Here is a 26771-nt window from a genome sequence, read left to right as displayed (position 1 = left end):
GAAGGTGCACGCGGTGCTGGACAAGATGGCCGCCTTCGCCGAGCGGGTCCGCTCCGGGGAGTGGACCGGGCACACCGGCAAGCGCATCCGCAACGTCGTCAACATCGGCATCGGCGGCTCCGACCTCGGCCCGGCGATGGCGTACGAGGCACTGCGGGCCTACACGGCACGCGAGTTGACGTTCCGCTTCGTCTCCAACGTCGACGGCGCCGACCTGCACGAGGCGCTGCACGGCCTGGACCCGGCGGAGACGCTGTTCATCGTCGCGTCCAAGACCTTCACCACGATCGAGACGATCACCAACGCCACCTCGGCCCGCGCCTGGCTCCTGGAGGGGCTCGGCGGCGAGGACAAGGCGGTCGCGAAGCACTTCGTCGCGCTGTCGACGAACGCGGAGAAGGTCACCGGGTTCGGCATCGACGTCGACAACATGTTCGAGTTCTGGGACTGGGTCGGCGGCCGCTACTCCTACGACTCCGCCATCGGCCTGTCGCTGATGATCGCCATCGGCCCGGACCGCTTCCGGGAGATGCTCGACGGCTTCCACACCGTCGACGAGCACTTCCGCACCGCGCCCGCCGAGGCCAACGCGCCGCTGCTGCTGGGCCTGCTGGGCATCTGGTACGGCGACTTCTTCGACGCCCAGTCGCACGCCGTGCTGCCCTACAGCCACTACCTGTCGAAGTTCACCGCGTATCTGCAGCAGCTGGACATGGAGTCCAACGGCAAGTCGGTGCAGCGCGACGGGCGGCCGGTGGAATGGCAGACCGGCCCCGTCGTGTGGGGCACGCCGGGCACCAACGGCCAGCACGCCTACTACCAGCTGATCCACCAGGGCACCAAGCTCATCCCCGCCGACTTCATCGGCTTCGCCCGCCCGGTCGCCGAACTGAGCGACCGGCTCAAGGCCCAGCACGACCTGCTGATGGCCAACTTCTTCGCCCAGACCCAGGCCCTCGCCTTCGGCAAGACCGCCGACGAGGTGCGCGCCGAGGGCGTGCCCGAGGAGCAGGTCACGGCCCGCACCTTCCAGGGCAACCACCCGACCACCACGATCCTGGCCCCCGAGCTGACCCCGTCCGTACTGGGCCAGCTGGTCGCCCTCTACGAGCACAAGGTGTTCGTGCAGGGCGCGATCTGGAACATCGACTCCTTCGACCAGTGGGGCGTGGAACTGGGCAAGGTCCTCGCCAAGCGGGTCGAACCCGCCCTCACCGAAGGCGCGGACGTCCCCGGTCTCGACCCGTCCACCGCAGCGCTCGTCGCGGCCTACCGCGACCTCAAGGAAGTGAAGTAACCATGCAGATCGGTCTTGTTGGTCTCGGCAAGATGGGCGGCAACATGCGCGAGCGCCTGCGCAACGCCGGCCACGAGGTCATCGGGTACGACACCAACCCCGAGCTCTCCGACGTCGACAACCTGGTGGAACTCGCCGACCGGCTCGAAGCGCCGCGCGCGGTGTGGGTCATGGTCCCGGCCGGCCGGGTCACGCAGAGCGTCATCGACCAGCTGGGCGGCATCCTCAAGCCCGGCGACACCGTCATCGACGGCGGCAACTCCCGCTGGACCGACGACGAGAAGCACGCCGAGGAGCTCGGCAAGCGCGGCATCGGCTTCGTCGACGCGGGCGTCTCGGGTGGTGTGTGGGGCCTGCAGAACGGCTACGCGCTGATGGTCGGCGGCGACAAGGAGCACGTCGAGCGCCTCAAGCCCATCTTCGACGCGCTCAAGCCGGAAGGCCCCTACGGCTACGTCCACGCGGGCAGGGTCGGCGCCGGGCACTTCGCGAAGATGGTCCACAACGGCATCGAGTACGCGATGATGCAGGCGTACGCCGAGGGCTGGGAGCTGCTGGAGAAGGTCGACTCCGTGGACAACGTCCGCGAGGTCTTCCGCTCCTGGCAGGAGGGCACGGTCATCCGCTCCTGGCTGCTCGACCTCGCGGTCAACGCCCTCGACGAGGACGAGCACCTGAACAAGCTGCGCGGCTACGCCGAGGACTCCGGCGAGGGGCGCTGGACGGTCGAGGCGGCCATCGACAACGCGGTGCCGCTGCCCGCGATCACGGCCTCCCTCTTCGCCCGGTTCGCCTCCCGCCAGGACGACTCGCCGCAGATGAAGATGATCGCGGCACTGCGCAACCAGTTCGGCGGCCACGCCGTCGAGTCCGCCAAGAAGGACTGACGTGGGCGATCTGCTCCTGGTCCGCCACGGTGAGACCGAGTGGAGCCTGACCGGACAGCACACCAGCGTCACCGACCTGCCCCTCACCACCCACGGTGAGGAGCAGGCCAAGTCCCTGGCTCCGCTGCTGTCCGGACGGCCCTTCGCCCTGGCTCTCACGAGCCCCCTGCGGCGGGCCGTCCGCACGGCGGAACTCGCGGGCGTCGTGGGCGCGGTGCCGGACCCGGACCTCCAGGAGTGGGACTACGGGGCGTACGAGGGTGTCACCACCGTCGACATCCACCGCACCCGCCCCGACTGGGACCTGTGGACCGACGGCGTGCCGCCGGGCTCCGGCAGCCCCGGGGAGTCGCCGCAACAGGTGGGGGCACGGGCGGACCGGGTGCTGTCCCGGGTGGTACCGGCCCTCGCCTCCGGCGACGTGGTCCTGGTGGCCCACGCCCACTTCCTGCGCGTCCTGACAGCCCGCCGCCTGGGACTGCCGGCGTCGGAGGGGCGGCTGTTCCAGCTGGCGACGGGCACGTTGAGCCGGTTGTCGACGGAGCACGGGCGACCGGTGGTCGCGGAGTGGAACGTGCGGCCGTAAAGGCGTAGTTGACACCCGCTCCGCGGTCGGGTCAGATTCCCCGCGATGGAGATCACCGATCTGACGCCGGCCGAGGAGCGGGTGTGGCGTGCGTTTCCCCGGGGCGAGAACGTGGACTTCCGGACCGCGCCCGACGAGGACGCGGCCACGGGAGGGGACTGGGGCCCGCAGCGGACACTGCGGGCCTCCGTCCTGCGGGCGCTGCTGGTCAGCGCGCCCGCCGAGGACGGTGAGATATCCGCGCTGCGGGTCACCGGCGCCCGGATCACCGGGGCGCTCGACATGACCTACGCGGTGCTCGACCGGCCGTTCCGCATGAGCCACTGCCACTTCGACGAGCACCTGGAGTTCTACGGCACCCGGTTGCCGCGCCTCAACCTGCGCGGCTCCGTGCTGCCCGGGCTCCGTCTCGCGAGCGCCCACGTCGACGGCACGGTGCAGATGAGCGGCTGCCGGGCCGGCCGGCTGATGTTCGCCGGGACCGAGATCGGGGGCGCCCTGTTCCTGGAGGGAGCCGAACTCACGGCGGTGGACGACTCGCCGGTGCTCCAGCTCAACCAGACCGCCATCGGCGACGACCTGTGGGCCCCCGGCCTGCGGACCCGCGGTCGGATACGGGCCACCGGCGCGTCCGTCGCCGGGACGGTCAACCTCAACGAGGCCCGGCTCGACCACCCCGGGCAGACGGCGCTCGACGCCGAGACCCTCGTCGTCGAGGGCGACTTCCAGCTCCGGCACGCCGAGGTGCGCGGCTGGGTGGGCCTGCGCGGCGCCCGGATCGCCGGCCGGCTCGACCTGTCGTACAGCCTCCTGTCCCACCCGGGCGGTACGGCGCTGCAGGCGAGCAGCTGCTCGCTGGGCGAGCTGTGGCTGCGCCGCGGTCCCGCCATGGAGGGCACCCTCAACCTGCGCCGCAGTCAGATGGAGGCACTGTTCCTGGATCCGGAAGTGGTGCCGGACAGTGTGCTCCTCAGTGACCTGACCTACACCGCCCTCACTCCGCACGTGTCCGCCGAACTGCGCCTGCCCATGCTGGAACGCGACCGCAACGGCTATGTCCCGCACGCCTACGAGCAACTCACCGCCGCCTACCGGCGCACCGGCGACGACCACGCGGCCCGGCTGGTCCAGCTCGCCAAGCAGCGCCGCCACCGCCGCACCCTCCCCTGGTACGGCAGGCTGTGGGGCCTGGTCCAGGACGTCACCGTCGGCTACGGGTTCCGGCCGCTGCGGGCCGCCGGCTGGCTGCTGTCGCTGCTCGCCATCGGTTCGGTCGCTTTCGCCCTGCACCACCCGCAACCGCTGAAGGCGGGCGAGGCGCCGCAGTTCAACCCGGTGTTCTACACCCTCGACCTGCTGCTGCCGGTGCTCTCCTTCGGGCAGGAGTCCGCGTTCGCGCCGCGCGGTGGCTACCAGGCCCTCGCCTACGCCCTCGTCCTCACCGGCTGGATCCTGGCGTCCACGGTGATCGCCGGCGTCACCCGCGCCGTCAGCCGTCAGTGAGGCCACCCGCCGTGTGCTGCGCGGCGAGCCGGACCGGTGCGTTCGCCGCGCCGTAGCCGGTGTAGCCGCCGTCGCGTTGGACGAGTTCGAAGAAGACGTGGCCGACCGTGCGCGTGTAGCAGTGCCGGAACTCGCCGCCGTGCGGGTCGCGGTCGTAGAGGATGCCGAGGTCGCGGTAGGCCGCCAGGTCCTCCTCCGGCAGGTCGAAGCGGGCGGCCAGGTCGTCGTGGTAGTTGGCCGGCACCGGGAGCAGCCGGCCGCCCGCGGCACAAAAGCGGCGGGTCGCGGCGATCACGTCGTCGCAGGCCAGCGCGATGTGCCGGGCGTGCACGGTGGCGTCGCCGGGCGCCGCGCCCACGGTCAGGGCGAGGCGGACGCCGCCGTCGGGGGTGGCGACTGCGCGGCTGCGCATCAGGCCGTAGGGGTCGGCGAGGTCCACGCTCTCCTGGGCGTCCAGGCCGAGGACGGCGCGGTGGAAGAGCGCGGCCTCGTCGAAGTGGTGCCAGGGCTGGGTGAGCGCGAGGTGGTCGATGCCGTGGATACCGGTGTCCCGTGGGGCGGGGCCGATGTCCGTGAAGTCGCCGCGCCAGTCGGGGAGTTCGGGGGCCCGGCCGGTCGCGCAGAAGAACAGTTCCGTGCCGTCGGGCGCGGCCACCGCCTCCAGCGGCGCGTCCTCGGGGGCGCGGCGGCGCGGCAGTACCGGTGCGAGCAGGGCCTCGGCTCGGCGGGCGGCGCCGGCCGGGTCGGGCGACTCCAGGCCGATCGCGGCGAGCCGGGTGCCGTCGCGGCGCGCGGCCGGTCCGGTGTTGAGCAGGATGCGGGCGTCGCCCTGCTCCCACAGGTCGACCGGCTTGCCGCGGTGCCGTGCGGTGCGGGTGAAGCCGAGGGCGCCGAGTACGGCCGCGGCGGGGGCGGGGTCCGGGGTGACGAGTTCGGCGAAGGCGAGGCCGGTGGGCACGACGGGGGCGGGCGGGGCCACCGCGCCGGTCTCCTCCTGGAGGATCAGCAGGGAGCGCCGGCCGTCGACGGCGGTGGGTCCGGGGTCGGCCTGCCGGAAGACGTCGTTGAAGACCTCCAGGGACAGCGGGCCGGTGTAGCCGGTGTTCAGCACGTGCCGGACCAGGCCGGCGACGTCGAAGCCGCCCTGGCCGGGGAAGCAGCGGTGGTGGCGGCTCCATTGCAGGACGTCCATGGCCAGGCGGGGCGCGTCGGCGAGCTGGAGGAAGAAGATCTTCTCCCCGGGGATGTCCTCGATGCCCTTGGGGTCGGAGCCCCGCGAGAGGATGTGGAAGCTGTCCAGGCAGGTGCCGAGCGCGGGATGACCGGCGGCCTGGACGATGCGCCAGGCGTGGTCGTACGTCGACACGTGCCGCCCCCAGGCCAGCGCCTCGTAGGCGACGCGGATGCCGTGGTCCTGGGCGAGGCCGGCGAGCCGGGCGAGCTGCCCGGCGGCGAGGGCGTCGTCGTCGACGGCGCGGGGGTGGACGCTGGAGCAGACGAGGACCGTGTCGGCGCCGAGCCGGCGCATCAGCTCGAACTTGTGCCGGGCGCGGCGCAGCGCGCGGGCGAACTCCTCCTCGGGCAGCGCCTCGACGTCCCGCATCGGCTGGTAGAGGTCGATGGTGAGGCCGACGTCGGCGCAGCGGGCGCGGATCTCCTCGGGGGTGAGGGGGCTGGCGAGCAGGTCGTTCTCGAAGATCTCGACGCCGTCGAAGCCGGCCCGGGCGGCGGCGGTGAGCTTCTCGGTGAGGGAGCCGCTCAGGCAGACGGTGGCGATACAGGTGCGCATCGGTGGCCTCACGGGGTGGTGGTCGCGGCGGCGCCGGTCAGTGCGGCGAGGTCGGCGAGCATCGCCGCGCTGTCGGGTTCCCGCCCGGTGAACAGGCGGAACGCGTCGGCGGCCTGGAAGGCGGCCATGCCGCCGCCGTCGAGGGTGGCGCAGCCGATCGCGCGCGCGGTGCGCAGCAGCTCGGTCTCCAGCGGGCGGTAGACGACCTCGGCGACCCACAGGCCGGGGTGCAGCAGCTCGGCGGCGAGCGGCAGGCCGGGGTGGGCGGCCATGCCGGTGGGGGTGGCGTGGATGACGCCGTCGGCGCCGGTGAGGAGTGCCGGCAGCCGGTCGGGGCCCGCGGCGGCGGCCCGGCCGGGGCCGAAGTGCGCGGCGAGGGACGCGGCGAGGGCGGCGGCCCGCTCGGGCTGGGCGTCGACGAGGGTGATCCGCTCGGCGCCGAGGGTGAGCGCGGCGTGCGCGACGGCCGCGCCGGCGCCGCCCGCGCCGAGCTGCACGACGCGTTCCAGCGGGGCGTCGGGCAGGCCGCGTGCGAAGGAGGCCGCGAAGCCGGTGACGTCGGTGTTGTGGCCGACGGCCCGGCCGCCGTCGAAGACGACGGTGTTGACCGCGCCGAGCGCCTCGGCCTGCGGATCGAGCGCGTCCAGGTGCTCGATCACCAGCTGCTTGCAGGGGTGCGTGATGTTGAGCCCGTCGTAGCCGAGGTCGCGGGCGGAGCGCACCAGGTCGCCGACGGCCTCGGGGGGCAGCCCGAGCGGGTCGATGTCGAGGAGCCGGTACAGATAGCGCAGGCCCTGGCGGTCGGCCTCCCGCTGGTGCAGCGCCGGGCTGAGCGACGGGCCGATGCCGGAACCGATGAGTCCGACGAGAAACGAGTCATCGGGCACTGCTGACCTCCGGAGCTAATGTACGAACCAGTACGTTAGCTATATCAGCCGGACGGCCCCGCGAAAAGACCGGAGCGGATCCGGCGGGGCCGCCTTCTACAATCACGGCACTGGCCCAACGCACCGGGGGAAGCCCATGACCAGCGTCGACGAACCGGCACGCACCGGCGCGCGCACCCGTGACGCCGCCCGCACCAAGGCCGAGATCCTCGACGTGGCCACGAAGGAGTTCGCCCGGGCCGGCTACGACGGCGCCCGCGTCGACGAGATCGCCGCCCGCACCCGCACCACGAAGCGGATGATCTACTACTACTTCGGCGGCAAGGAACAGCTGTTCACGGCCGTGCTGGAGCGGGCGTACGCGGTGATCCGGGAGGCCGAGCAGCAACTCGACGTCGAGCACCTGGACCCGGTGGCGGCCATCCGCCGCCTGGCCGAGCTGACCTTCGACCACCACGAGCAGCACCCGGACTTCATCCGGCTGGTCAGCATCGAGAACATCCACGAGGCCGCGCACATCGCGGCCTCGGAGAAGCTCGGCCGGATCGGCTCGCCCGCGCTCGACGTGATCCGCCGCATCCTGGCCGTGGGCCGGCGCTCCGGCCTGTTCACGGCCGACGTCGACGCCGTCGACCTGCACGCGATGATCAGCTCGTTCTGCTTCTTCCGGGTCGCCAACCGGCACACCTTCGGCGCCCTGTTCGACCGCGACCTGCTCGCCCCGGCGGAGCGGGAGCGCTACCGCACCATGCTGGGCGACATGGTGATCGCGTACCTGACGGCGGAGCGCGCAGCGGACTGAGGCCGCACCGCCGGCACTCACTCCCGACCCGGCACCACCGGTCGACGCCTCCTCTCGGCATCACCTCTTGACAGCGGGGAAACACGGGCGCAACATCGCTTGCCATCGCGACTAACTACCCAGTGGGTTAATTAGCCGAAGATCCGGCCCCCTCCCCACGCCGTCCGCGTTCGCTCGCGGTTCCCCCGCCTACTCCGTTCCGCCTACGGTGGAGTCCCCCGAAGGAGCACGCCGTGTCCGTCCCCGCCGCACCGCACGACGCCACCGCCCCGCCCGGCCAGGCCCGCAAGGCGGCCGCCGCCGCCTGGGTCGGCAGTGCGCTGGAGTACTTCGATTTCTTCATCTACGGCAGCGCGGCCGCCCTGATCTTCCCGAAGGTCTTCTTCGACTCCTCCGACCCGGCCACCGCGACCCTGCTGTCGCTCGCCACGTTCGGCGTCGCCTACGCCGCCCGCCCGATCGGCGCGCTCTTCCTCGGCCACGTCGGGGACCGGCTCGGCCGCAAGAAGATCATGGTGTTCACGCTGATCCTGATGGGCGTCTCGACGTTCCTGATCGGCTGTCTGCCCACCCGGGCGCAGGTCGGCGGGCTGGCACCCGTACTGCTGGTGGCCTGCCGCGTCCTGCAGGGCATCTCGGCGGCCGGCGAGCAGGCCAGCGCCAGTTCGATGACGCTGGAGCACGCGCCGCCGGGCCGGCGCGGCTTCTTCACCAGCTTCACCCTCAGCGGCACCCAGGGCGGCCAGCTCATCGCCACGCTCGTGTTCCTGCCGATCGCCGCGCTGCCCGAGGACCAGCTGCTGTCCTGGGGCTGGCGGGTGCCGTTCTGGATGAGCGTCGCGGTCGCCGTGGTCGGCTACCTGGTGCGCCGCCGGCTCGCCGAGACCCCGGCCTTCACCCGGCAGGCGGCGACCGAGGGCGTGGTGAAGCTGCCGCTGGCGGTGCTGATGCGCGAGCACTGGGCCGATGTGCTGCGCGTGATCGCGGGCGCGCTGGTCGCGTCGGTCTCCACCATCTTCACGGTGTGGGCGCTGGCGTACGCCACGAGCGACGCGGTGGGGATGGACCGGTCCGCGATGCTGTGGGTGGGCGCCGTCGCCAACCTGGTCGCGCTCGCCGCGATCCCGCTGTGGGCACGGCTGTCGGACCGGATCGGCCGCCGGCCGGTGTACCTGGCCGGCGCGGTGGGCAGCGCGGTGACGATGGCGCTGTACCTGTGGGCGATCTCCACCGGCTCCTACCCGCTGACCCTGGTCTGCGGCGTCCTCGCCTTCGGGGTCGTCTACAGCGCCGCGAACGGTGTGTGGCCCGCGTTCTACGGCGAGATGTTCTCCACCCGGGTCCGGCTGTCGGGCATGGCCGTCGGCACCCAGATCGGGTTCGCGATCTCCGGTTTCGCGGTGACGTTCGCGGCGGAGATCGCCGGGCCGGGCGGTGACGACTGGGCCGCGGTGGCGCTGTTCACGGCCGCGCTGTGCGTGCCGCCGGTGATCGCCGCGCTGTCGGCGCGGGAGACCCACCGGGTGCCGACGGAGCTGCTCGGGGAGCGTCCCCGGCGCGAGGCGGCGGCACAGGAGACGGTGACGGCCTGATCCGTCCGCCCGCGGTGGGCCCCGGGTGAGCCGTCGTCGCACGGCTCACCCGGGGCCACGGGCACTGCGCTTGCTCTACGGCCGCGGATGCCGGGGCTCGTACAGGCCCATCTCGCCGCCGCCCGGCAGCCGGAAGCCGGTCAGCCGGCCCCAGGGGGCCTCGACGACGGGGCTGAAGTCCACTCCCTTGTCGCCGAGTTCGGCGATGGTCGCGGTCAGGTCGTCGCACATCAGCATCAGCTCGTGCGCCGGCTCACCGTCCGCGGGATGGCAGGCCACCTCGGCGGGCGGCATCCGGAAGATCAGCCAGCCCCGGCCGGCGTCGACGTGCGGCCAGCCCAGCACGTCCCTGAGAAAGGCCCGGTCGGCCTCGGCGTCCCGGCTGTACAGCACCACGTGCGCGCCATTGATCACCCCGGGGAGGCTAGGACCGGTACGCTCCGGCGGCAAGCACCGCCGCCACGCGTCGCTTCACGTGGTGCGAGCGCCCCCTTGAATCTGACACTGGTGTCAGGCTCGACCCTGCGGTCATGACGACCGACACAGCCGCACCCGCCGCGCGGGTGCGCACTCCCAAGCTGCCCCTGTCCGCCCTGCTCGCACTGGCCACCGCCGTCTTCGTCACCAGCCTGACCGAGACCCTGCCCGCCGGGCTGCTGCCCGCGATGAGCGCCGGGCTCGGCGTCGGCGAGTCGGCGGCGGGACAGGCGGTGACCGTCTACGCCGTCGGTACGGCGCTCACCGCGATCCCGCTGGCGGCGGCCACCTCGGCGTGGCGCCGCAAGCGGCTGCTGCTGACCGCGATGGCCGGCTTCGCCGTCGCCAACACGGTGACCGCCGCCTCCGCGAACTACCCGCTGACCATGGCGGCGCGGTTCGTCGCCGGGGTGGCGGCCGGGCTCGCCTGGGCGCTGCTCGCCGGGTACGCCCGTGCCCTGGCCCCCGCCGAACTGCGCGGCCGGGCGGTCGCGGTGGTGATGACCGGCATCCCGGTGGCCCTGTCGCTCGGCGTGCCCGCGGGCACCTACCTGGGCGGGCTGCTGGGCTGGCGGTGGGCGTTCGCGCTGATGACCGCGGTGACCGTGGGACTGCTCGGCTGGATCGCGCTGCTGGTGCCGGACCGGCCCGGGCAGGAGCGGGGCGCGCGTGAGCCGGTGCTGCGGGCGCTGACGGTCCCCGGGGTGGCTCCGGTCCTCTTCGTCACCCTGGTCTTCGTGCTGGCGCACACCGTGCTGTACGCCTACATCGCCACCTTCCTCGACCACGCCGGCATGGGCGGCTCGGCCGACGCGGTGCTGCTGGTGTTCGGCGGGGCGTCGCTGGTGAGCATCTGGTACGTCGGCGCCCGCATCGACCGCCGGCTGCGCGCGCTCAGCGTGACGGCGACGCTGCTGGTGGCGGGTGCGGCGGCCCTGCTGGGCGTCTTCGCCGACGTGCCGGCCCTGGTGTACGCCGCCGCTGCGCTGTGGGGGCTCGGCTGGGGCGGGGTGCCCACGCTGCTGCAGACCGCCGCGGCCGAGGCGGGCGGCGCGCGCGCCGAGGCCGCGCAGGCGATGCTGGTCACGCTGTGGAACGCGGCGATGGCCGCGGGCGGGGTGCTCGGCGGACTGCTGCTGGACCTGCTCGACGCGAGCGCCTTCCCGTGGACGGTCCTGGCCCTGCTGATACCGGTACTCGCGGTGGTGGTGGGTGCACGGCGGCACGGCTTCCGTGCCAAGTGAGGCCTCACGCGGGCGGGTTGGCACGGCTTCCCGCCCGGGTGAAGTGTCACGCGCCGCAGGTCGACCCAGCTGGGCGCCCGAAGGACAGGTGACCGGGCGGACGAGCCCTGGGGGAAGGCGCGACCCCCGGCGGATGGGGTGCACCGGAGAGCAGGTGCCCCGGCGGACGAGCCGCACCGAAGGCCGCGTCACCGGCGGACCAAGCTGCCTGGGCCCCACGCCCCGGGTCGACTGCACAGAAGCCACGCCCCCCGCGGGACACGGCCAGTACCAGGGGCCAGGCCCCCAGTGGAGCGTCCACACCAGACACCACGCACTCGGCGGGACGGCCAAACCGGAAGGCGCGAACCCCCGGCAAAGCCATACCGAATGCCCCGCCCCCGGCGGACGCGCCCCCTGGGCGCCGCCCCCGGTCAGCCACCCCAAAACCCCCGACGGGACCGCCGCCCCCGAAGCCACACCCCCGGCGGGACCGCCGCGCCGGAAGCCCCACGCCCCCGGCATGGAAGGCGCACCGCCGGCAGGTGACCCCTACCGCCGTCCCGCCGCCGCGTCCAGCACCGGGCCCAGCTCCTCGACCACCGTCCGCAGCGCGCGGGTGTTGCGTTCGCTGCGGGCGATGAGGATGGCCCCCTCCAGCGCGCTGATCATCAGCGTGGCGAGGGGGCGGGCGCGGTCGGCGGGAACCCGCATTCCGGTCAGCGCCTCGGCCACCGCGTCCGTCCACGTGGCGAACGCGCCGGCCGTCGCCTCGCGGGTGCTCTCGCCGGAGGCCGAGCAGTCGACGGTGGCCGCCGCGACCGGGCAGCCGGTGACGAAGCCCCCCGCCTCGTACTCGTCGGTCCACTGGCGGGCCATCGCCGCGAACAGCGCGCCCGGCGTGGGCTCGTCCAGCTGCGCGAGGAAGCGCGGGACGCGCCCGGCGGCGTACCGGCCGGCCCACTCCACGGCCTCGTTGACGAGCTGTTCCTTGCCGCCGGGGAAGTAGTGCTGGAGGGAGCCGCGCGGCGCATCGGCGTGCGCGGCGACGTCGCGCATCCCGGTGGCGGTCACACCGTCGCGCCGGATGAGCTGGGCCGCGCTGAAGACCATCCGCTCCCGCGGTCCCCGTACCGACCCCGCCATCGCCGACCTCCCGCGCCGTTCATCGCACCTGCGCCCAGGGTAGGGCCGCCCGGCCGTCTATGACAGCGGTCATAAGCGGGGCTACTATGACCGCTGTCATAGACGGGGCGCGGCTCGGAGGAGGGCGGACGCATGCACGTCGGCTTCATCGGACTCGGGGTCATGGGACAGCCCATGGCGCTGCGCCTGGCCACCGCCGGAACCCCGCTGACGGTGTGGAACCGCACGCCCGCCCGCGCGGAGCCGCTGCGCGCGGCCGGCGCCGAGGTGGCCGCCGACGCCGCCGAGGTGTTCGCCAAGAGCGACACCGTGCTGCTGATGCTGGCCGACGAGACGGCCGTCGACGCCGTCCTCGCCCGGCACACCCCGGACTTCGCCGCACGCGTGGCCGGGCGGACCGTCGTCCACATGGGCACCACCTCCGCGGAGTACTCCCGCGCCTTGGAGAGTGAGGTGCGCGCCGCGGGCGGCCACTATGTGGAGGCCCCCGTCTCCGGCTCCCGGGTTCCGGCCGAGCAGGGGCTGCTGGTGGCGCTGCTGGCCGGCGAGGAGGCGGCCGTGTCCGCCGTACGACCGCTGCTGGCGCCGATGTGCCGGCAGGCGTTCGTCTGCGGGGCGGCGCCGAACGCGCTGCTGATGAAGCTCGCGGTGAACCTGTTCCTGATCACCCAGGTGACCGGACTGACCGAGGCGTTCCACTTCGCCGGCCGGCACGGCCTGGACCCCGCACTGTTCCTGGACGTGCTGGACGCCGGGCCCATGGCCAGCGCGGTGTCCCGGATGAAGGCACCCAAGCTGCTGGCGGGGGACTTCTCGGTGCAGGCGGCGGCGCTGGACGTACTGAAGAACAACCGGCTGATCGCCGAGGCCGCCCGCGCGAGGGGGCTCGCCTCACCGCTGCTCGACGCCTGCCACGCGCTGTTCGAGGAGACCGTGGCGCTCGGGCACGGCGGCGCGGACATGGTCGCCGTGCTCCGGGCGATCGAGGAGCGGACCGAGGCACGGACGCTGAAGGCACGGACCGCCGGGGCGCAGGCCGAGGGCTGATCAGCGGCCGAGGACGCCCTGGGGAATGCCGTACGCCCGCTCCACGGGCAGCCGCAGAACCAGGCGGCGGTCGCGGACCATCGCGGCGCGGTAGTCGTCCCAGTCGGGGTGCTCGCCCTGGAGGTCGCGGTAGAGGCGGACCAGCTCCTCCACGGTCTCGTCGTGCGGGTCCTCGGCCACCGGCGAGAGATCGGCGGTCGCCTCGACGACCGTGTAGGCCCATCCGTCGGCCGTGGAGACGTGGTACGACGCCCGTGGATCACGGCGCAGGTTGCGGGTCTTGGCGCGGTCCTCGGTCAGCGAGATCCGGATGACGCGCCGGTCGGGATCGTAGTGGTGGAGGACGTTCGACAGCTGCGGGCGCCCGTCGCGTTTGAGGGTGACCAGCGCCCCGCCCGGCCGCTCCGACAGCAGGGCGAGCAGCGCGTCCTGGTTCGTGTCCTGAGTCATATCCCGCTCAACTCCGGAACGCCGCCCGGAATTCCCCTCAGTAGACACTGTCTACTGCCTCCTGGTAGACAGTGTCTATGACCACTGATCCAGAAACGGCGGACCTGCGCGGCCGCCTGGTCGACGTCGGCGTCGACCTGGTGGCCCGCGAGGGCGCCCAGGCCCTGACCCTGCGGGAGATCGCCCGGCGGGCCGGGGTCTCGCACGGGGCGCCCCGCCGCTACTTCCCCACCCATCTGGAGCTGCTGTCGGCCATCGCCCGGCGCGGTTTCACCGACCTGGGGGCGCGGGTGGCCGTGACGGACACCGACGGCTCACCCCGCGCCCGAGTCGAGGAACTCGCCCGCGTGTACCTGGAGTTCGCGCGGGACAACGCCGGCATGTACGAGCTGATGTTCCGTCACGACCTGCTGGCCAGCGGACATCTGGGGCTGCGGGAGACCAGCCTGCCGCTGTTCGGCGTCCTTGTGGACCTGGTCGGCCGGGTACGCCCGGACGCCGACGCCCGCACGGTCGCGGCGGCGCTGTGGGCGAACCTGCACGGCATCGCCCAGCTGTGGCGCTGGGGCAGCCTCCAACTCGCCACCGCCAGCGAGGACTTCACCCCGCTGCTGCGGGCCGCGCTGGACGCCCACCTCGGCTCCGGGGCGGGCCGGTGAAGCGGCGGGCGGCCCTGGCGAGCAGCGTCGCCGGCGCGGTGATCGTCGCCCTGGACGGCACGGTCCTCACCGTCGCCCAGCCCGCGCTCGGCGCCGACCTGCACGCCTCGGTCGGTCAGGTGCAGTGGACCAGCACGGGGTATCTGATCGCGGTGGCGGGCCTGCTGGTGCTCGCCGGGCGCCTCGCCGACCTGTACGGGCATCGCCGTACGTTCGCCGTCGGCATGCTCGGCTTCGGCGCCGCCTCGGCCGGTATCGCCGTCGCCCCGGGCATCGGCTGGGTCGTCGGGCTGCGCGTCGTCCAGGGCGTCTTCGGGGCGCTGCTCCAGCCGGCCACGCTCGGCATGCTGCGCACCGCCTACCCGGCGGACCGCCTGCGCGGGCCGCTCGCGGTGCGCACCGCCGCCATCGGCCTGGCCGCCGCCGCGGGACCCCTGGTGGGCGGCGCGCTGACGACGGCGGTGGGCTGGCGGGCGGTGTTCCTGGTGAACGTCGTCCCGGCGGCGCTGTTCGGGCTCATGGCACTGGCGGACCGCGACCCGCGCGCCCGCGAGGTGAAGGGCGAGGCGGACGGCCTCGACCTCCCCGGTGCCCTGCTGCTCGCGCTGTGCCTGGCCGGGCTGGTGCACGGCCTGGTCGCGCTCCCGGCGTCCGGATGGACACCGGCGCGCGGGTGCGAGCTGACGGCGGCCGCGGGGGCGGCGGTGCTCTTCGTGCGCCATGAGCGTCGTACCGCGGCACCGCTGGTGCCCGCCGACGCGGTCGGGTCGGCAGGGGCCGGCGCCGCGCTCGGCATCCTGGTGGCGGCGTCGGCGGCCCTCCACGGTGCCCTGTTCACCTGCGTGTACCTCCTTCAGCGCGATCTGGGCCTGGACCCGCTGCACTGCGCGCTGACCGCCCTGCCGCTGGCCGCGCTCATGATCGCGGCCGCGCCCGGATGTGCCGTCGCGCTGCGCCGGGCCGGTGCCCGTCGTACGACGGCGGCCGCGCTGGCGGCGCTCGCGCTGGGCCTGCTGGTCCTCGCCCGCGCCACCGGCCCGCTCGCCTTCGGTGCCGGATTCGCGCTGCTCGGCGCGGGGTTCGGCACGGTGATGGTGGCGGCCACCCACGTCGTCGTACGGCAGGCGGCGGCCCGGTCGGCCGGGGTGGCGGGCGGGCTGCAGCAGACGGCCTTGAACATCGGCCCGGTGCTGGGCGTGGCCGGCGCGACCACCCTGTGGGGCCTGGCCGGGCCGCGCCTGCCGCTGTTCGCGCTGGCCGCGGTGACCGCCGTGGCGGCGACGGCGGCCCGTGCCCTGCCGGGCCGGAACGTCGAGCCCACGGCCGTACGGGCGGACAATCGTCCTGCGGCTTCCGCGCGCCGGTGACGTCTGGCGGGCCGGCGGTGGGGTATGCCACGTGAGGGACTGCGGCGACAGGGGACGCGCGATGGCACTGCTGCGACAAGAGGTCGAGCCGGGTGAGGCCGGGCTGGACGCGAAGGCGCTGGACCGGCTCGACCAGCACGTCGTCCGTCTCGTCGACGAGGGCCGACTGCCCGGCTTCCTGATCAGCGTCGCGCGCGGCGGGCGCGTCGCGCACCTCACCTGCCACGGCCGGCGGGACCTCGCCGCCGGGCTGCCGGTCGAGGCCGACACGCTGTGGCGGGTCTACTCGATGACCAAGCCGGTCACGGCGGTCGCCGCGCTGATGCTCGTCGAGGAGGGCCGGCTGGCGCTGGACGACCCGCTGGAGCGGTATCTGCCGGCCTTCGCCGAGCCGCGCGTGTACGTCGCCGGGTCCGGGGACGACGTACGCACCCGGCCGGCCGCCGGACCCATCCTGATCCGGCATCTGATGACTCACACCGCCGGCCTGACCTTCGGCTTCTACCACACCCACCCGGTCGACGCCCTCTACCGCGCGGCCGGCCTGGAGTCGTCGGTGCGGCCCGGCTCCGACCTCGCCGAGACGATGGAGGTGTACGCCGCTCTGCCACTGCAGTTCGACCCGGGCACGCAGTGGAACTACTCGGTCGCCTCCAATGTGCTCGGCCGGGTGATCGAGGTGGTCTCCGGGCAGCCGCTCGACACGTTCTTCGGCGAGCGGATCCTCCGCCCGCTCGGCATGACCGACACCGGGTTCCATGTCGACGACGAACAGGCCGGCCGACTGGCCGAGTTGTACGGCGACGCCGACGACGGCACGATCACACCGATCCCGGGGCTGCCGGTGCGCGGACGGCCCCGGTTCCTGTCCGGCAGCGGCGGCCTGGTGTCGTCCGCGCCCGACTGGCACCGCTTCATGGAGATGCTGCGCCGCCGCGGCGAACTGGACGGCGTACGCCTGCTGGCGCCCGAAACGGTCGAGACGATGACCCGCAACCACCTGCCGGGCGGCGCCGACCTGAGATCCTTCGGCAGCCGCCCGGCCCATGACGAGCCCGGCAACGACGGCGTCGGCTTCGGCCTCGGCGTCTCGGTCGTCGTCGACCCCGCCCGCACCCAGGCCCCGGCCGGGCCCGGCACCTACGGCTGGAGCGGGGTGGCGACCACGACCTTCTGGGTGGACCCGAGCCGGGACCTGACCGTGCAGTTCATGTCCCAGCTGCGGCCCAAGCGGTCACTGCGCCTGTTCCCGGAGCTGCGACGGCTCGTCCACGAGGCCGTCACCGGCTGAGCCGGAGCAGGACCAGTGGGCCTCACGACCAGTGGGCCACCGCGTCCAGATGCGGCAGATGGTGGTCCATCCGCTCGCGCTTGGTCCGCAGGTAGGTGATGTTGTTCTCGCACGGCGGGATCAGCAGCGGCACCTGCTCGGCCACACCGACGCCGTGCCGCAGCAACGCCTCCCGCTTGAGCGGGTTGTTGGACATCAGCCGTACCGAGTCCACGCCCAGGTCGCGCAGCATCGCGGCGGCGACCCCGTAGTCGCGGGCGTCCACCGGCAGCCCCAGCGCCAGGTTCGCCTCGACGGTGTCCAGGCCCTCCGCCTGCAGCGCCATCGCCCGCAGCTTGGCCAGCAGCCCGATGCCCCGGCCCTCGTGGCCGCGCAGATACAGCACGACGCCGCTGCCCTCGGCGACCACCGCGCGCAGCGCGGCGGCCAGCTGGTCACCGCACTCGCAGTGCCGGGAGCCGAACGCGTCACCGGTGAGGCACTCCGAGTGCAGCCGGGTCAGGACGTTCTCGGTGCCGAGGTCGCCGTGCACGAGCGCGACCTGCTCCTCGCCGCGGTCGTGGTCCAGGAAGCCGATCGCCTGGAACATCCCGTACACGGTGGGCAGCGGGGCGGTCACGACGCGCTCCACATCCGTGCGCCGGGCCGGGCTCTTGCCGAGGACGCCGAGGGGCGCCGTGCTGTTCTCTGTCATGATCTGTTTCCTCAGCTCCGTACGAAAGGCCGTGAAGAAGTGAGTGGTTCGGGCTCGGTGACGGCGGGACAGGGCGGGTCGGTGGCGGCGGGACACGGTCTGGTGCCCGGGGACACCACGGAAGACGTACGGGCGCGGGCGGCGGACGGTTCAGCACAGGTGGCCGTCCTTCCCGTCGGCAGTCTCGAACAGCACGGCCCGTACCTGCCGCTGGCGACGGACACGCTCGTCGCCTGTGCCATCGCGCGGGAGATCGCGGCCGCCCACCCGGTGCGCCTCCTGCCGCCGGTGACGATCTCCTGCTCGCACGAGCACGCCGGCTGGCCGGGGACCGTCAGCATCTCCGCCCCGACCCTGCACGCCGTGGTCCGCGACATCGCCGACTCGCTGCGCCGCTCGGGCGTTCACGCGCTGGCCGTCGTCAACGGCCACGGGGGCAACTACGTGCTCGGCAACGTCGTCCAGGAGGCCTCCGCGCGCGGCGAGCGGATGGCGCTGTTCCCCGCCCCGGAGGACTGGGAGGAGGCGCGCGTGCGGGCGGGAGTGGTGACCTCGCTGCTCACCGACATGCACGCGGGCGAGATCGAGACGTCCGTTCTGCTGCACGCTCACCCCGAAGTGGTCCGGCCCGGATACGAGTCCGCCGACGTCGTCGCCGACGACCGCCGTCATCTGCTCACCGTGGGCATGTCCGCCTATACGGATTCCGGTGTCATCGGCCGTCCTTCCCTGGGCTCGGCGGAGAAGGGGAAGGCGCTGCTGGCGAGCCTCGCGGACTCCTTCGGGGCGTGCCTGTCGCTGCTGACGGGGCCCGCGCAGGGATAGCGGCGGGCCAAGAGCACCAGCGCGCCCGGCAGGGCCGCCGCGAAACACAGCACCCCGTAGACGACCGCGACCGCCAGGCCGCTGTCCGCGCCGAGTCCGGCGGCGCCGAACGCCCACGCGGTGACGCCCTCGCGCGGCCCGAACCCGCCGATGTTCAGCGGCAGTCCCATGGCGAGCAGGGCGAGCACGGCGAGCGGCAGCAGGGCGGCCACGGAGGCGCCGGGCGCGGCGACGCGGGCGGCGAGGACGAACGTCGCCAGGTGCCCGGCCAGGACGACGACCGACGCGGCGAGCACGCCGGGCCCGTTGCGCCGGGACAGCAGCCCCTCACGGGCCTCCGCCAGCGCCGAGCGCAGCGCCCGCCGGGACGGCCGGCCCGGCGCCCGGTTCATGCGGACGGCGAGGACGACGGCCAGCGCGCCGAGTGCGGCGAGTGCGGCGAGCGGGACGGCGTGCCGTACGTCGTCGCGGACCGGGGACGGTGCGGCGAGCAGCACGAGGAGCGCGCCCACGGCCAGGACCGCCTGCCCCGCGGTGCGTTCCAGGACCACCGCCCGCACACCCCGGCCCATGTCGCCGGCGCTGCGACCGTGCCGCACCGCGCGGTGCACGTCGCCGAGGACGCCGCCGGGCAGGGCGGCGTTGAGGAACAGGGCGCGGTAGTAGCCGGCGAGGGCACTGCTCAGCGGCAGCCGGATGCCCAGCCCGCGGGCCACCAGCGACCAGCGCCAGGCGCTGCACGCCGTGGTGACCGCGCCGATGCCGACCGCGGCGAGCAGCGTCGGTACGTCGATCCGGCGCAGGCCGTCGAGGAAGGCGCCGGTGCCCAGGCGCCACAGCAGCAGCCCCAGGATGAGCACCCCGGCGAGCGTGCCGAGGTGCCTGCGGGCGCCGCCCGAGCGCGGTGTGCCCGGGCTCATGACGTGCCGCCGCTCGGACGGGGCAGGGCCAGCAGGTCGCTGTGGTGGACGACGACGCGCAGCTCACCCGCCGCGAGGGAGGCGAGCCGGGCCGCGAGGTAGGTCTGGGCGCGCTCGGCCAGTTCGGGGCGCTGCTCGACCGCCGCGCCGACCCAGCCGCGCAGCCACTGCGCCGTCAGGTCGGGCTGGACGGGGCCCAGCCGCCAGGGGCTGGGGCGGACCTGGACGGTGACGCCGTGCGCGGCGAACGCCTCGCAGGCCGCGGTGACCGCGTCGGGGCCGAGCAGGCCGGTGCGCCGCTGGTGGTCGTTGAAGGCGGCCGTGATCTCCGCGTCCAGCGGGTGTGCCGGGGTGGCTTCCACACGTCCGGCCACGGAGAGGGTGAGCAGTGCCGGGCAGCCCGCGCCGGCGCAGGCGGCGGCGAGGGCGTCGACCTCGTCGCGGGTGAGGACGTCGAGCAGGGCGGACGCGGTCACCAGGCCGGCGCCGGTGAGGGCGTCCGGGGTGAGCCGGGCGACGTCGCCGCGCCGGGTCTCGACGGTGACGCGGCTGCCGTCGGCCGCCGCGCGCGGGGCGCCGACCGCGGCGAAGTGCAGCAGATAGGGGTCGCGGTCGTGCAGCACCCAGTGCTGGGGGCCGTCCAGCCGGTGGGCCAGCCAGCGGCCCATCGAGCCGGTGCCGCAGCCCAGGTCGTGCACGACCAGCCCGCCGCCGCGACCGGGCCGGTTGGCGAGCCGGATGCGCAACGGGTCCAGCAGCTCCACCGACCGCGCGCCGGCATCGGCCGCCTCCCGCAGCCGCAGCCACTCGGGCGCGTACCGGGCCGGCTCCTCACCCCCACCCGGCCGCAGCCGCACGGTACCCCGCTCCCCCACCCGCCTCACAGGGCCGGCACCGGGGATGACGGCCACCTCGACGCGGCCGGAGCCGGCACCGGAGATCACGGCGGATTCGGCCGCAACGGGCCCGGCACCGGGGAGGACGGCAGGTTCGGCCCCGCCGGACGAGGCACCGGGAACCACGGCAGGCTCGACCCCATCGGACCCGGCACCCTGGCCCACCTCGGCCCCCGCCTGCCCGGACCCGGCACCCTGGCCCACCTCGGCCCCCGCCTGCCCGGTCCCCGCACCCGGCACAACCGCGCCCCGCGTCTCCCCCGCCCCGGATATCGCCGCGCCCGCTGCCCCCTCAGCCCCGGCACCGGGGCTGAGCACGGTTGCCGCCTCCCGAGCCCCCGCGCCGGACACGACCGCACTCCTCGCCTGCCCGGCACCAGTCCCGCCGGGCGCAACCATGCTTCGCGCCTGCCCGGTCCCCGTGTCGGCTGTCTCCGTCCCCGGCCCGTGCTCCCGGCCCGGCCGGGTCGATATCCGGCCCGGCTGGATCGGTGTCCGTTCCGGTTGGGCCGGTATCCGACCCGGCTGGCTCGGTATCCGGCCCGGTCGCGGTGGTGTCGGCTTGTTCATGCCGCCCTCCCCGTCTCGTGCGGAAGCGTGCCCAGGACTGCCGCCAGGCGTTGGGCCGTCGTCGCCCAGCCGCTCAGGGCGGACCGCCGGGCACGCGCGGCGGTCTTGAGGCGGCGCCGCAGCTCCGGGTCGCCGAACCAGCCGCGCAGGGCGGCGGCGAGCGCCGCGGGGTCGTCCGGCGGGACGAGGACACCGGGCCGGGTGCCGTCGGGGGCGTGGCCGAGAGCCTCGGGCAGCCCGCCGACGTCCGTGGCCAGCACCGGCACACCGCGGGCGAGCGCCTCCGTGACCGCCATGCCATAGGTCTCGCCGCCGGAGGCGAGGACCGTCAGGTCGGCGGCGGCGTAGCTGGCGTCGAGGGCGGCGCCGGTGCGCGGCCCGGTGAGCTCGACACGGTCGTCGAGGCCGTGGTGCCGGATCGCCGCCCGCACCCGCGAGACGTAGGCCGGGTCCTGGGTGACCCCGCCGACCAGATGGCACCGGTAGGGCAGGTCGGCGAGCGCGGCCAGGGCCTCCACCAGCCGGTGCTGGCCCTTGCGCGGGGTGACGGCGGCGACGCACAGCAGGCGGGAGACGCCGTCGGTGCCCGGCGCGAGGGGGGCGATGTCGGCGCCCGGTGTGGCGACGTGCACCGCGTCCGGCGCCAGCCCGTGGTGGGTGACGAGGCGCCGTCCGGCCCACGCGCTGGTGGCGATCACCGCGGGGACGGCCCGCAGTACCGCCCGCTCCCGTGCGTCCAGGTCGGCGGCGACGGCCGGATCGAGGCCGGTCTCGTCGCCGAGCGGGAGGTGCACGAGGACGGCGAGGGACAGCCGCCGTGCCGCCGGGACGACGATCTCCGGCACGCCGCAGGCGACCAGCCCGTCCAGCAGGACGACCGAGCCGTCGGGGATCTCCCGCAGGGCGCGGTCCAGTGCCGCGCGGGCGTCGGCGTCCGGCCGGGGCCAGGAGCCCGCGACCAGGTGGGCCCGGGTCTGCCAGCCGAAGCCGGGCAGGTCCAGGCCCACGCGCCGGTCGTAGGCGTTGCCGCCGCTCGGCGCGGCCGGGTCGTCGACACCGGCCGGCATCACGAAGTGCGCGGTGCGCAGGGACATGGGGATGATCCCGCCGTCGGTCGGGGACGCCGGCTGCGCGGGGATGTGGGCGAGCCGCCGGGTCCGTGTCGTCGTGCCGCTCACAGCGCACGCTCGTAACTCGCCCACGCCACATGCGACTCGTGCAGCGTGACGGAGATCTGGGCGATGCCCTTGGCGCCCTCGCCCAGCGCGCCCTTGTGGACGCGTTCGGCGAGGCGGTCCGCGATGACCTTGGCCAGGAACTCCGTGGAGGTGTTGATCCCGGCGAAATCGGGCTCGTTGTCGAGATTGCGGTAGTTCAACTCGCCGACGACGGCCCCCAGTTCCCGGGTGGCCAGGCCGATGTCGACGACGATGTTGTCGTCGTCCAGCTGCTCGCGCCGGAAGGTGGCGTCCACCAGGAACGTCGCCCCGTGCAGTCGCTGTGCGGGCCCGAAGACCTCGCCGCGGAAACTGTGGGCGATCATGATGTGATCGCGGACGGTGACACTGAACAACGGACGACCCTCCAGGTGCGGCGCGTCGGTCCCCGGCCGATGGCCGCCGGGGATGCCGTCTAGTACGGCTCTCCTCTCCCCCGCGTTCAGCCTCCTCACCCTTTTCGCGGAGGTCAGGCGCTCGCACCGGGGTACCGGACGCGATGGCACAGCGCCGGGACCTCGCCCGACGCGAGCTTCGGCAGCACCTCGGGCAGCTCCTCGAAGGCGGACTCGCCGGTGACGAGGGCGTCGAGGGCGGGGTCGGCGAGCAGGTCGAGGGCGAGGGCGAGCCGGTCGGCGTAGGAGCGGGAGGCGCGGGCCGGGGAGACGGTGCCGACCTGGCTGCTGCGGATCGTCAGGCGCCGCGAGTGGAAGTCCTCGCCCAGCGGGAGACGCACGGCGCGGTCGCCGTACCAGCTCAGTTCGACGACCGTGCCCTCGGCGGCGAGAAGCCGCAGCGAGTGGGCGAGGCCCTGCTCGGTGGCGCTGGCGTGCACGACCAGGTCGCAGCCGCCGAGGGCGTCCTCGGGCGCGGCGAAGCCCACGCCGAGCGCCTCGGCGGTGCGGGCGCGCTCCGGGTCGGTGTCCACCAACTGGACGCGGACGCCGGGGAAGCGGGCGAGCAGCGCGGCCACGGAGCAGCCGACCATGCCTCCGCCGACCACCGCGATCCGGTCCCCGACCAGTGGCGCCGCGTCCCACAGGGCGTTCACGGCCGTCTCCACGGTTCCGGCCAGCACGGCGCGTTCGGCGGGCACGGACGGCGGTACGACGGTGAGGGCGCTCGCCGGCACGACGTACCGCGTCTGGTGCGGGTACAGGCAGAAGACGGTGCGGCCGGTCAGCGTCTTCGGCCCCTCCTCGACGATCCCGACGTTGAGGTAGCCGTACTTCACCGGGCCGGGGAAGTCGCCCTCCTGGAACGGCGCGCGCATCGCCGCGCGCTGGCTCTCGGGCACCCCGCCGCGGAAGACGAGGGTCTCGGTGCCCCGGCTGACCCCGCTGTAGAGGGTGCGTACCACCGCCTCCCCCTCGGCGGGCTCCGGCAGGGCGACGTCACGGATCTCGCCGTGCCCCGGCGAGCGGAGCCAGAACGCGTGTGCGGTACGGCTCATCGGCATCCTCCTGAACGATCGGACAGTGGTTCACGTACGGGGATATGCACTGGCCGCGCACAGTACGCGGCGTTGATCGACTCTGTCACTCGGCCGGAGGATTGTGCGGTGGCCCTGAACAACATGTACGCGAGCAGGCCCGTCCAGCAGGAGCCCGCTGTGGGAGCGGGCGTCCAGCTGGTGCTGCTGGCGCTGCTCGGCACGGCGATCCGCCTGGGCCCGGCGGGCTGGCTGACCGGGCTGGTCTTCGCGGTGGCGAGCTGGGCGGCGCTGTCACGGGCGCTGCACCGCTCCGGCCTGGACTCCTTCGGACCCGCGAACCGGGTCACCCTCGGCCGCGCCACCCTGGTCGGCGGGGTGACCGCGCTGGTCGCGGACTCCTTCGAGAGCGCGCCGCCGGCGACGCTGTTCGTGGCGCTGACGGCGGTGGCGCTGCTGCTGGACGGCGTGGACGGCAAGGTGGCCCGCCGCACCGGGACGAGCACGGCCCTGGGCGCCCGCTTCGACATGGAGGTCGACGCGTTCCTGATCCTGGTGCTGAGTGTCTACGTGGCCATGGACATGGGTGCGTGGGTGCTGCTGATCGGCGGCATGCGGTACGCGTTCGTCGCCGCGGCCCGGGTGTGGCCGTGGCTGACCGCCCCGCTGCCGCCGAGCACCGCCCGCAAGACGGTGGCCGCGCTCCAGGGCGTCCTGCTGTTGCTGGCCGCCTCGGGCCTGCTGCCGGCGACGGCCGCGGTCGGGGTGGTGCTGCTGGCGCTGGCGCTGCTGACCTGGTCCTTCGGCCGGGACGTGGTGGGGCTGTGGCGCCGTGCGCACGGCGTGCCGGAGCCGGTCCTGACACCGGCGGAGGAGGACTCGGTCCTGATATCGGCACAGGAGAACTCGGTCGTGATACCGGCGCAGGAGAACTCGGTCCCGATACCGGCGGAGGAGCTGGACCTCGCCGCGCGCTGACGCTCATCCCCGGCGCGGCAGCAGGGCGATCGCGGCCGGCGGTACGGCGGCCGGCGCGAGCCAGGGCACGGCCGCCGGAAGCCCGGAGTCGAGCAGGGTGCCCGTCGCGGCGCTGCCGGCCAGCACGATCAGGCCGGACACCGACGACAGCGCGCCGGTGTACAGGCCCGAGGCGGCCGTCCTCGGCGAGGTCGGGCACGAGGGCGCGGGCGGCGGGCGCGACCAGCATCTGACCGAGGGTCAGCAGCACGACGAATCCGGTGGCCGGCAGCAGCCCCCGCGTGCCGGTCCACCCGGCCGGGCGGAAGGCCGCGACGACGGCGAACCCGGCCGCGATCAACGTCAGCCCCGCCGCCATCGCCGGGCGCGGGGTGAGCCGTTCGCCGACCAGCCGGGTGACGGGCAGCTGGGCGGTGACGACCAGCAGCGACGACAGCGCGAACAGCCAGGCCAGCGGCGCCTGGGAGCCGGCCGCGCGCTCCACCTCGGCGGGCAGCGCCAGGTAGAGCTGGTTGTAGGCGAGCAGGTAGGCGCCGTAGGCGCAGCACAGGGCGAGGAAGCGGCCGTTGCGCAGCAGCGGGCCGAGGCCGCCGCGCACCCGCACCGCCACCGCCCGTCCCGGCACGTGCCGCGGCAGCAGCCAGGCGTGCCCGGCGAGGACGAGAACGAAGATCGCGGCGCCGGTCAGGCACACCGTGCGGAAGTCGGCGTCGAGCAGCAGCGCGCCGAGCAGCGGCCCGAGGAACGCGCCCGCCTGTCCGGCGACCGTGAACAGCGCCAGCACCCGGGTGCGCGGTCCGCCGCCGGCCTCTTCCCGGGCGACGGCCTGCCGGGCCACCTCGGACTCGACGGCGGGTGAGAACAGCACGGCGGCGAACCCGATGAGCAGCACCGCGCCGATCACCGCCCAGGTGCGCTGGGCGTATCCGAGCCAGGCGAATCCGGCGATGCGGAGGGCGCATCCGGTCAGGGCGACGGGCCGGATGCCGTAGCGGTCGGTGAGCGCGCCGCCGACCACGAACAGGCCCTGCTGGCTGAAGGTGCGCAGCCCCAGCACGAACCCGACCAGCCAGCCCGCCATGCCCACGGACCGCCCGAGGTGGCCGGCGAGGAAGGGCAGCACGGCGAAGAAGCCGAGGTTGAAGGCGAGTTGGGTGAGGATCAGCAGCCGCAGCAGCGGGCTCAGCGGCGTCATGCCGCCGGCTCGGTCCGGAGCGGGCCGCGTCGGCCGCGGCGCGGCAGCCTCACTCCGCCCGCCGCGCCGGCCGCCAGCGCGCCGAGCAGGGCGAGGGCGGCGGCGGGGGCGAGGACGGCCCAGGGGGCGCGTTCGGCGTACGGCTGGTTCTCGGCGAGCAGCAGTCCCCACTCGGGGGACGGCGGCTGCGCGCCGAGGCCGAGGAAGCTCAGCGAGGCGAGCGCGAGGGCGGTGCCGGGCAGCCGCAGCAGGGCGTGCCGGGTGACGGGTGGCAGGACGGCGGGCAGCAGGGCGCGGCGCATCAGGTGCGCGCGGCCGGCGCCGAGCGCGCGGGTGGCCGTCAGATGGAGGGTGGCGCGTTCCTGGCGCAGCAGCGCGGAGGTGTGCGCGGCGAGCGGGGCCCAGGCGACGGCGAGCACGGCGAGCGCGGGCGTGGCGGCTCCGCCGCCCTGCACGGCGGTGACCAGCAGGGCGACGAGGACGGGCGGGAGGGCGTTGACGGTGTCGACGAGCGGCCCGGACAGCCGGGGCAGCAGCCCGAGCAGGACGCCGACGGCGAGCGCGGCGGCGCTGATGCCGAGGGCGAGCAGCAGGGTGTCCAGGGCGCCGTGCGCGACGCGGGCGAGCATGTCCCGGCCGAGCGCGTCGGTGCCCAGCGGGTGCTGCGGGGAGGGGGGCCGCAGTCGGGCCGTGGTGTCGAGGGCGAGCGGGTCGCGCGGCAGGCCGAGGGCGACGACGGCGGCCAGGACGGCGCCGTACACGAGGGGGACGGCGGTCCGGGCGGGCGGGATCGGCCGGTGCAGGGTGGGCAGGGCGCCGTCGCGCAGGGCGGGGCCGGTGAGCAGCCGGGTCGCGAGGTGGGCGAGGGCGGTGGCGGTGGCTGCCAGGAGCAGCAGCGCGAGGGTGCCGGCCTGGAGCACGGGCAGGTCCTGGGCGAGGGCGGCCTGGAGGGTCGTACGTCCCAGGCCGGGGATGTCGAAGACCTGCTCGACGGCGACGGCGCCGCCGGTGATGCCGACGACGAACAGGCTGGTGTTCGGC

The 26771-nt window shown here is 74.4% G+C and carries 24 protein-coding genes and 2 pseudogenes; 13 read left to right on the top strand and 13 right to left on the bottom strand.

The features are described from left to right. From pgi to C3489_RS33780, 4 genes are all read left to right on the top strand, one after another. Positions 1-1297 (top strand): glucose-6-phosphate isomerase (gene pgi, locus C3489_RS33795; RefSeq protein WP_103785943.1); only part of this gene is annotated, 1297 nt, incomplete at its 5' end. 2 nt (positions 1298-1299) lie between these two features. Then, positions 1300-2184: a phosphogluconate dehydrogenase (NAD(+)-dependent, decarboxylating) gene (gnd, locus tag C3489_RS33790; RefSeq protein ID WP_103785939.1), complete on the top strand. Its 885-nt coding sequence runs from the start codon at positions 1300-1302 to the stop codon at positions 2182-2184. A gap of 1 nt (position 2185) precedes the next feature. After that, positions 2186-2770 (top strand): histidine phosphatase family protein, encoded by a 585-nt coding sequence (locus tag C3489_RS33785; RefSeq protein ID WP_103785938.1) that lies wholly within the window; start codon positions 2186-2188, stop codon positions 2768-2770. A gap of 45 nt (positions 2771-2815) precedes the next feature. Next, positions 2816-4273, top strand: a complete 1458-nt coding sequence (locus C3489_RS33780; RefSeq protein WP_103785937.1) for a membrane-associated oxidoreductase — start codon at positions 2816-2818, stop codon at positions 4271-4273. Here the strand turns inward: C3489_RS33780 and C3489_RS33775 are convergent. Beyond that, complete coding sequence (locus C3489_RS33775; RefSeq protein WP_103785936.1) at positions 4260-6062, bottom strand: bifunctional sugar phosphate isomerase/epimerase/4-hydroxyphenylpyruvate dioxygenase family protein; 1803 nt, start codon at positions 6060-6062, stop codon at positions 4260-4262. The two genes, C3489_RS33780 and C3489_RS33775, sit on opposite strands and share 14 nt — an antisense overlap. A gap of 8 nt (positions 6063-6070) precedes the next feature. Beyond that, entirely contained in the window at positions 6071-6949 is an 879-nt protein-coding gene (locus C3489_RS33770) for a shikimate dehydrogenase (protein ID WP_103785935.1), read from the bottom strand. A 136-nt stretch (positions 6950-7085) separates the two neighbouring features. On the opposite strand from C3489_RS33770, the gene C3489_RS33765 reads away from it, so the two are divergent. Both C3489_RS33765 and C3489_RS33760 read left to right on the top strand, forming a co-directional pair. Beyond that, the gene (locus C3489_RS33765) at positions 7086-7751 is read left to right on the top strand and encodes a TetR/AcrR family transcriptional regulator (RefSeq protein WP_103785934.1); all 666 of its coding nucleotides are present in this window, start codon (positions 7086-7088) and stop codon (positions 7749-7751) included. Between the two features lie 233 nt (positions 7752-7984). Next, complete coding sequence (locus C3489_RS33760) at positions 7985-9343, top strand: MFS transporter (RefSeq protein ID WP_103785933.1); 1359 nt, start codon at positions 7985-7987, stop codon at positions 9341-9343. A 75-nt stretch (positions 9344-9418) separates the two neighbouring features. On the opposite strand, the gene C3489_RS33755 is transcribed toward C3489_RS33760, so the two are convergent. Continuing rightward, positions 9419-9757: a VOC family protein gene (locus C3489_RS33755; protein WP_103785932.1), complete on the bottom strand. Its 339-nt coding sequence runs from the start codon at positions 9755-9757 to the stop codon at positions 9419-9421. A 116-nt stretch (positions 9758-9873) separates the two neighbouring features. Here C3489_RS33755 and C3489_RS33750 point away from each other — a divergent pair, with 116 nt between their 5' ends. Further along, the gene (locus tag C3489_RS33750; RefSeq protein WP_103785931.1) at positions 9874-11064 is read left to right on the top strand and encodes an MFS transporter; all 1191 of its coding nucleotides are present in this window, start codon (positions 9874-9876) and stop codon (positions 11062-11064) included. Between the two features lie 531 nt (positions 11065-11595). Here C3489_RS33750 and C3489_RS33745 read toward each other — a convergent pair. Then, positions 11596-12189 (bottom strand): TetR/AcrR family transcriptional regulator, encoded by a 594-nt coding sequence (locus C3489_RS33745; protein ID WP_103785930.1) that lies wholly within the window; start codon positions 12187-12189, stop codon positions 11596-11598. 132 nt (positions 12190-12321) lie between these two features. Between C3489_RS33745 and C3489_RS33740 the strand changes: the two genes are divergently transcribed. Further along, entirely contained in the window at positions 12322-13236 is a 915-nt protein-coding gene (locus C3489_RS33740) for an NAD(P)-dependent oxidoreductase (RefSeq protein WP_103785929.1), read from the top strand. On the opposite strand, the gene C3489_RS33735 is transcribed toward C3489_RS33740, so the two are convergent. Beyond that, the gene (locus C3489_RS33735) at positions 13237-13686 is read right to left on the bottom strand and encodes a PPOX class F420-dependent oxidoreductase (RefSeq protein WP_103785928.1); all 450 of its coding nucleotides are present in this window, start codon (positions 13684-13686) and stop codon (positions 13237-13239) included. Positions 13687-13763: 77 nt separating this feature from the next. Between C3489_RS33735 and C3489_RS33730 the strand changes: the two genes are divergently transcribed. The 3 genes from C3489_RS33730 to C3489_RS33720 all read left to right on the top strand — a co-directional run bounded on the left by C3489_RS33730 (position 13764) and on the right by C3489_RS33720 (position 17003). Beyond that, on the top strand, positions 13764-14345 hold the full coding sequence (locus C3489_RS33730) for a TetR/AcrR family transcriptional regulator (protein WP_103785927.1): 582 nt from the start codon (positions 13764-13766) through the stop codon (positions 14343-14345). Then, the gene (locus C3489_RS33725) at positions 14342-15712 is read left to right on the top strand and encodes an MFS transporter (protein WP_181139951.1); all 1371 of its coding nucleotides are present in this window, start codon (positions 14342-14344) and stop codon (positions 15710-15712) included. Before C3489_RS33730 ends, C3489_RS33725 begins: the two co-directional genes overlap by 4 nt. A gap of 61 nt (positions 15713-15773) precedes the next feature. Then, on the top strand, positions 15774-17003 hold the full coding sequence (locus tag C3489_RS33720; RefSeq protein ID WP_103785925.1) for a serine hydrolase: 1230 nt from the start codon (positions 15774-15776) through the stop codon (positions 17001-17003). 22 nt (positions 17004-17025) lie between these two features. Here the strand turns inward: C3489_RS33720 and ribA are convergent, their stop codons facing one another. After that, positions 17026-17697: a GTP cyclohydrolase II gene (gene ribA, locus C3489_RS33715; protein ID WP_103785924.1), complete on the bottom strand. Its 672-nt coding sequence runs from the start codon at positions 17695-17697 to the stop codon at positions 17026-17028. A gap of 57 nt (positions 17698-17754) precedes the next feature. On the opposite strand from ribA, the gene C3489_RS33710 reads away from it, so the two are divergent. Continuing rightward, positions 17755-18522 carry a creatininase family protein gene (locus C3489_RS33710; protein ID WP_308460834.1) on the top strand — a complete coding sequence of 256 codons (768 nt, stop codon included), beginning with the start codon at positions 17755-17757 and terminating at the stop codon, positions 18520-18522. 98 nt (positions 18523-18620) lie between these two features. On the opposite strand, the pseudogene C3489_RS39705 reads toward C3489_RS33710, so the two are convergent. The 5 genes and pseudogenes from C3489_RS39705 to C3489_RS33680 form a co-directional block, all read right to left on the bottom strand. Then, positions 18621-19442, bottom strand: a pseudogene (locus C3489_RS39705) (YbhN family protein); the annotation flags it as partial. After that, entirely contained in the window at positions 19439-20386 is a 948-nt protein-coding gene (locus tag C3489_RS33700; protein WP_258055068.1) for an SAM-dependent methyltransferase, read from the bottom strand. The gene C3489_RS33700 and the pseudogene C3489_RS39705, both read right to left, overlap by 4 nt. Positions 20387-20904: 518 nt before the next feature. Next, positions 20905-22086, bottom strand: a complete 1182-nt coding sequence (locus C3489_RS33690; protein ID WP_258055067.1) for a glycosyltransferase family 4 protein — start codon at positions 22084-22086, stop codon at positions 20905-20907. Then, positions 22083-22481, bottom strand: a complete 399-nt coding sequence (locus C3489_RS33685) for a 6-carboxytetrahydropterin synthase (RefSeq protein ID WP_103785921.1) — start codon at positions 22479-22481, stop codon at positions 22083-22085. Before C3489_RS33685 ends, C3489_RS33690 begins: the two co-directional genes overlap by 4 nt. A 113-nt stretch (positions 22482-22594) precedes the next feature. Next, positions 22595-23578 carry a zinc-binding alcohol dehydrogenase gene (locus C3489_RS33680; protein ID WP_103785920.1) on the bottom strand — a complete coding sequence of 328 codons (984 nt, stop codon included), beginning with the start codon at positions 23576-23578 and terminating at the stop codon, positions 22595-22597. Positions 23579-23686: 108 nt separating this feature from the next. Between C3489_RS33680 and C3489_RS33675 the strand changes: the two genes are divergently transcribed. Then, on the top strand, positions 23687-24535 hold the full coding sequence (locus C3489_RS33675) for a CDP-alcohol phosphatidyltransferase family protein (RefSeq protein ID WP_181139950.1): 849 nt from the start codon (positions 23687-23689) through the stop codon (positions 24533-24535). A gap of 3 nt (positions 24536-24538) precedes the next feature. Here C3489_RS33675 and C3489_RS33670 read toward each other — a convergent pair. Next, positions 24539-25730: pseudogene (locus C3489_RS33670) on the bottom strand (MFS transporter). Continuing rightward, positions 25727-26771, bottom strand: a 1045-nt coding sequence (locus C3489_RS33665) for an ABC transporter permease (RefSeq protein WP_146075385.1), incomplete at its 5' end; no start/stop codon positions are given. The gene C3489_RS33665 and the pseudogene C3489_RS33670, both read right to left, overlap by 4 nt.

It is taken from the genome of Streptomyces sp. Ru71 (assembly GCF_002920535.1).
In the GTDB taxonomy this organism is placed as follows: Bacteria; Actinomycetota; Actinomycetes; order Streptomycetales; family Streptomycetaceae; genus Streptomyces.
The sequence above is the reverse complement of the archived record's forward strand: the minus strand, read 5'-3'. Positions and strand labels throughout refer to the sequence as shown.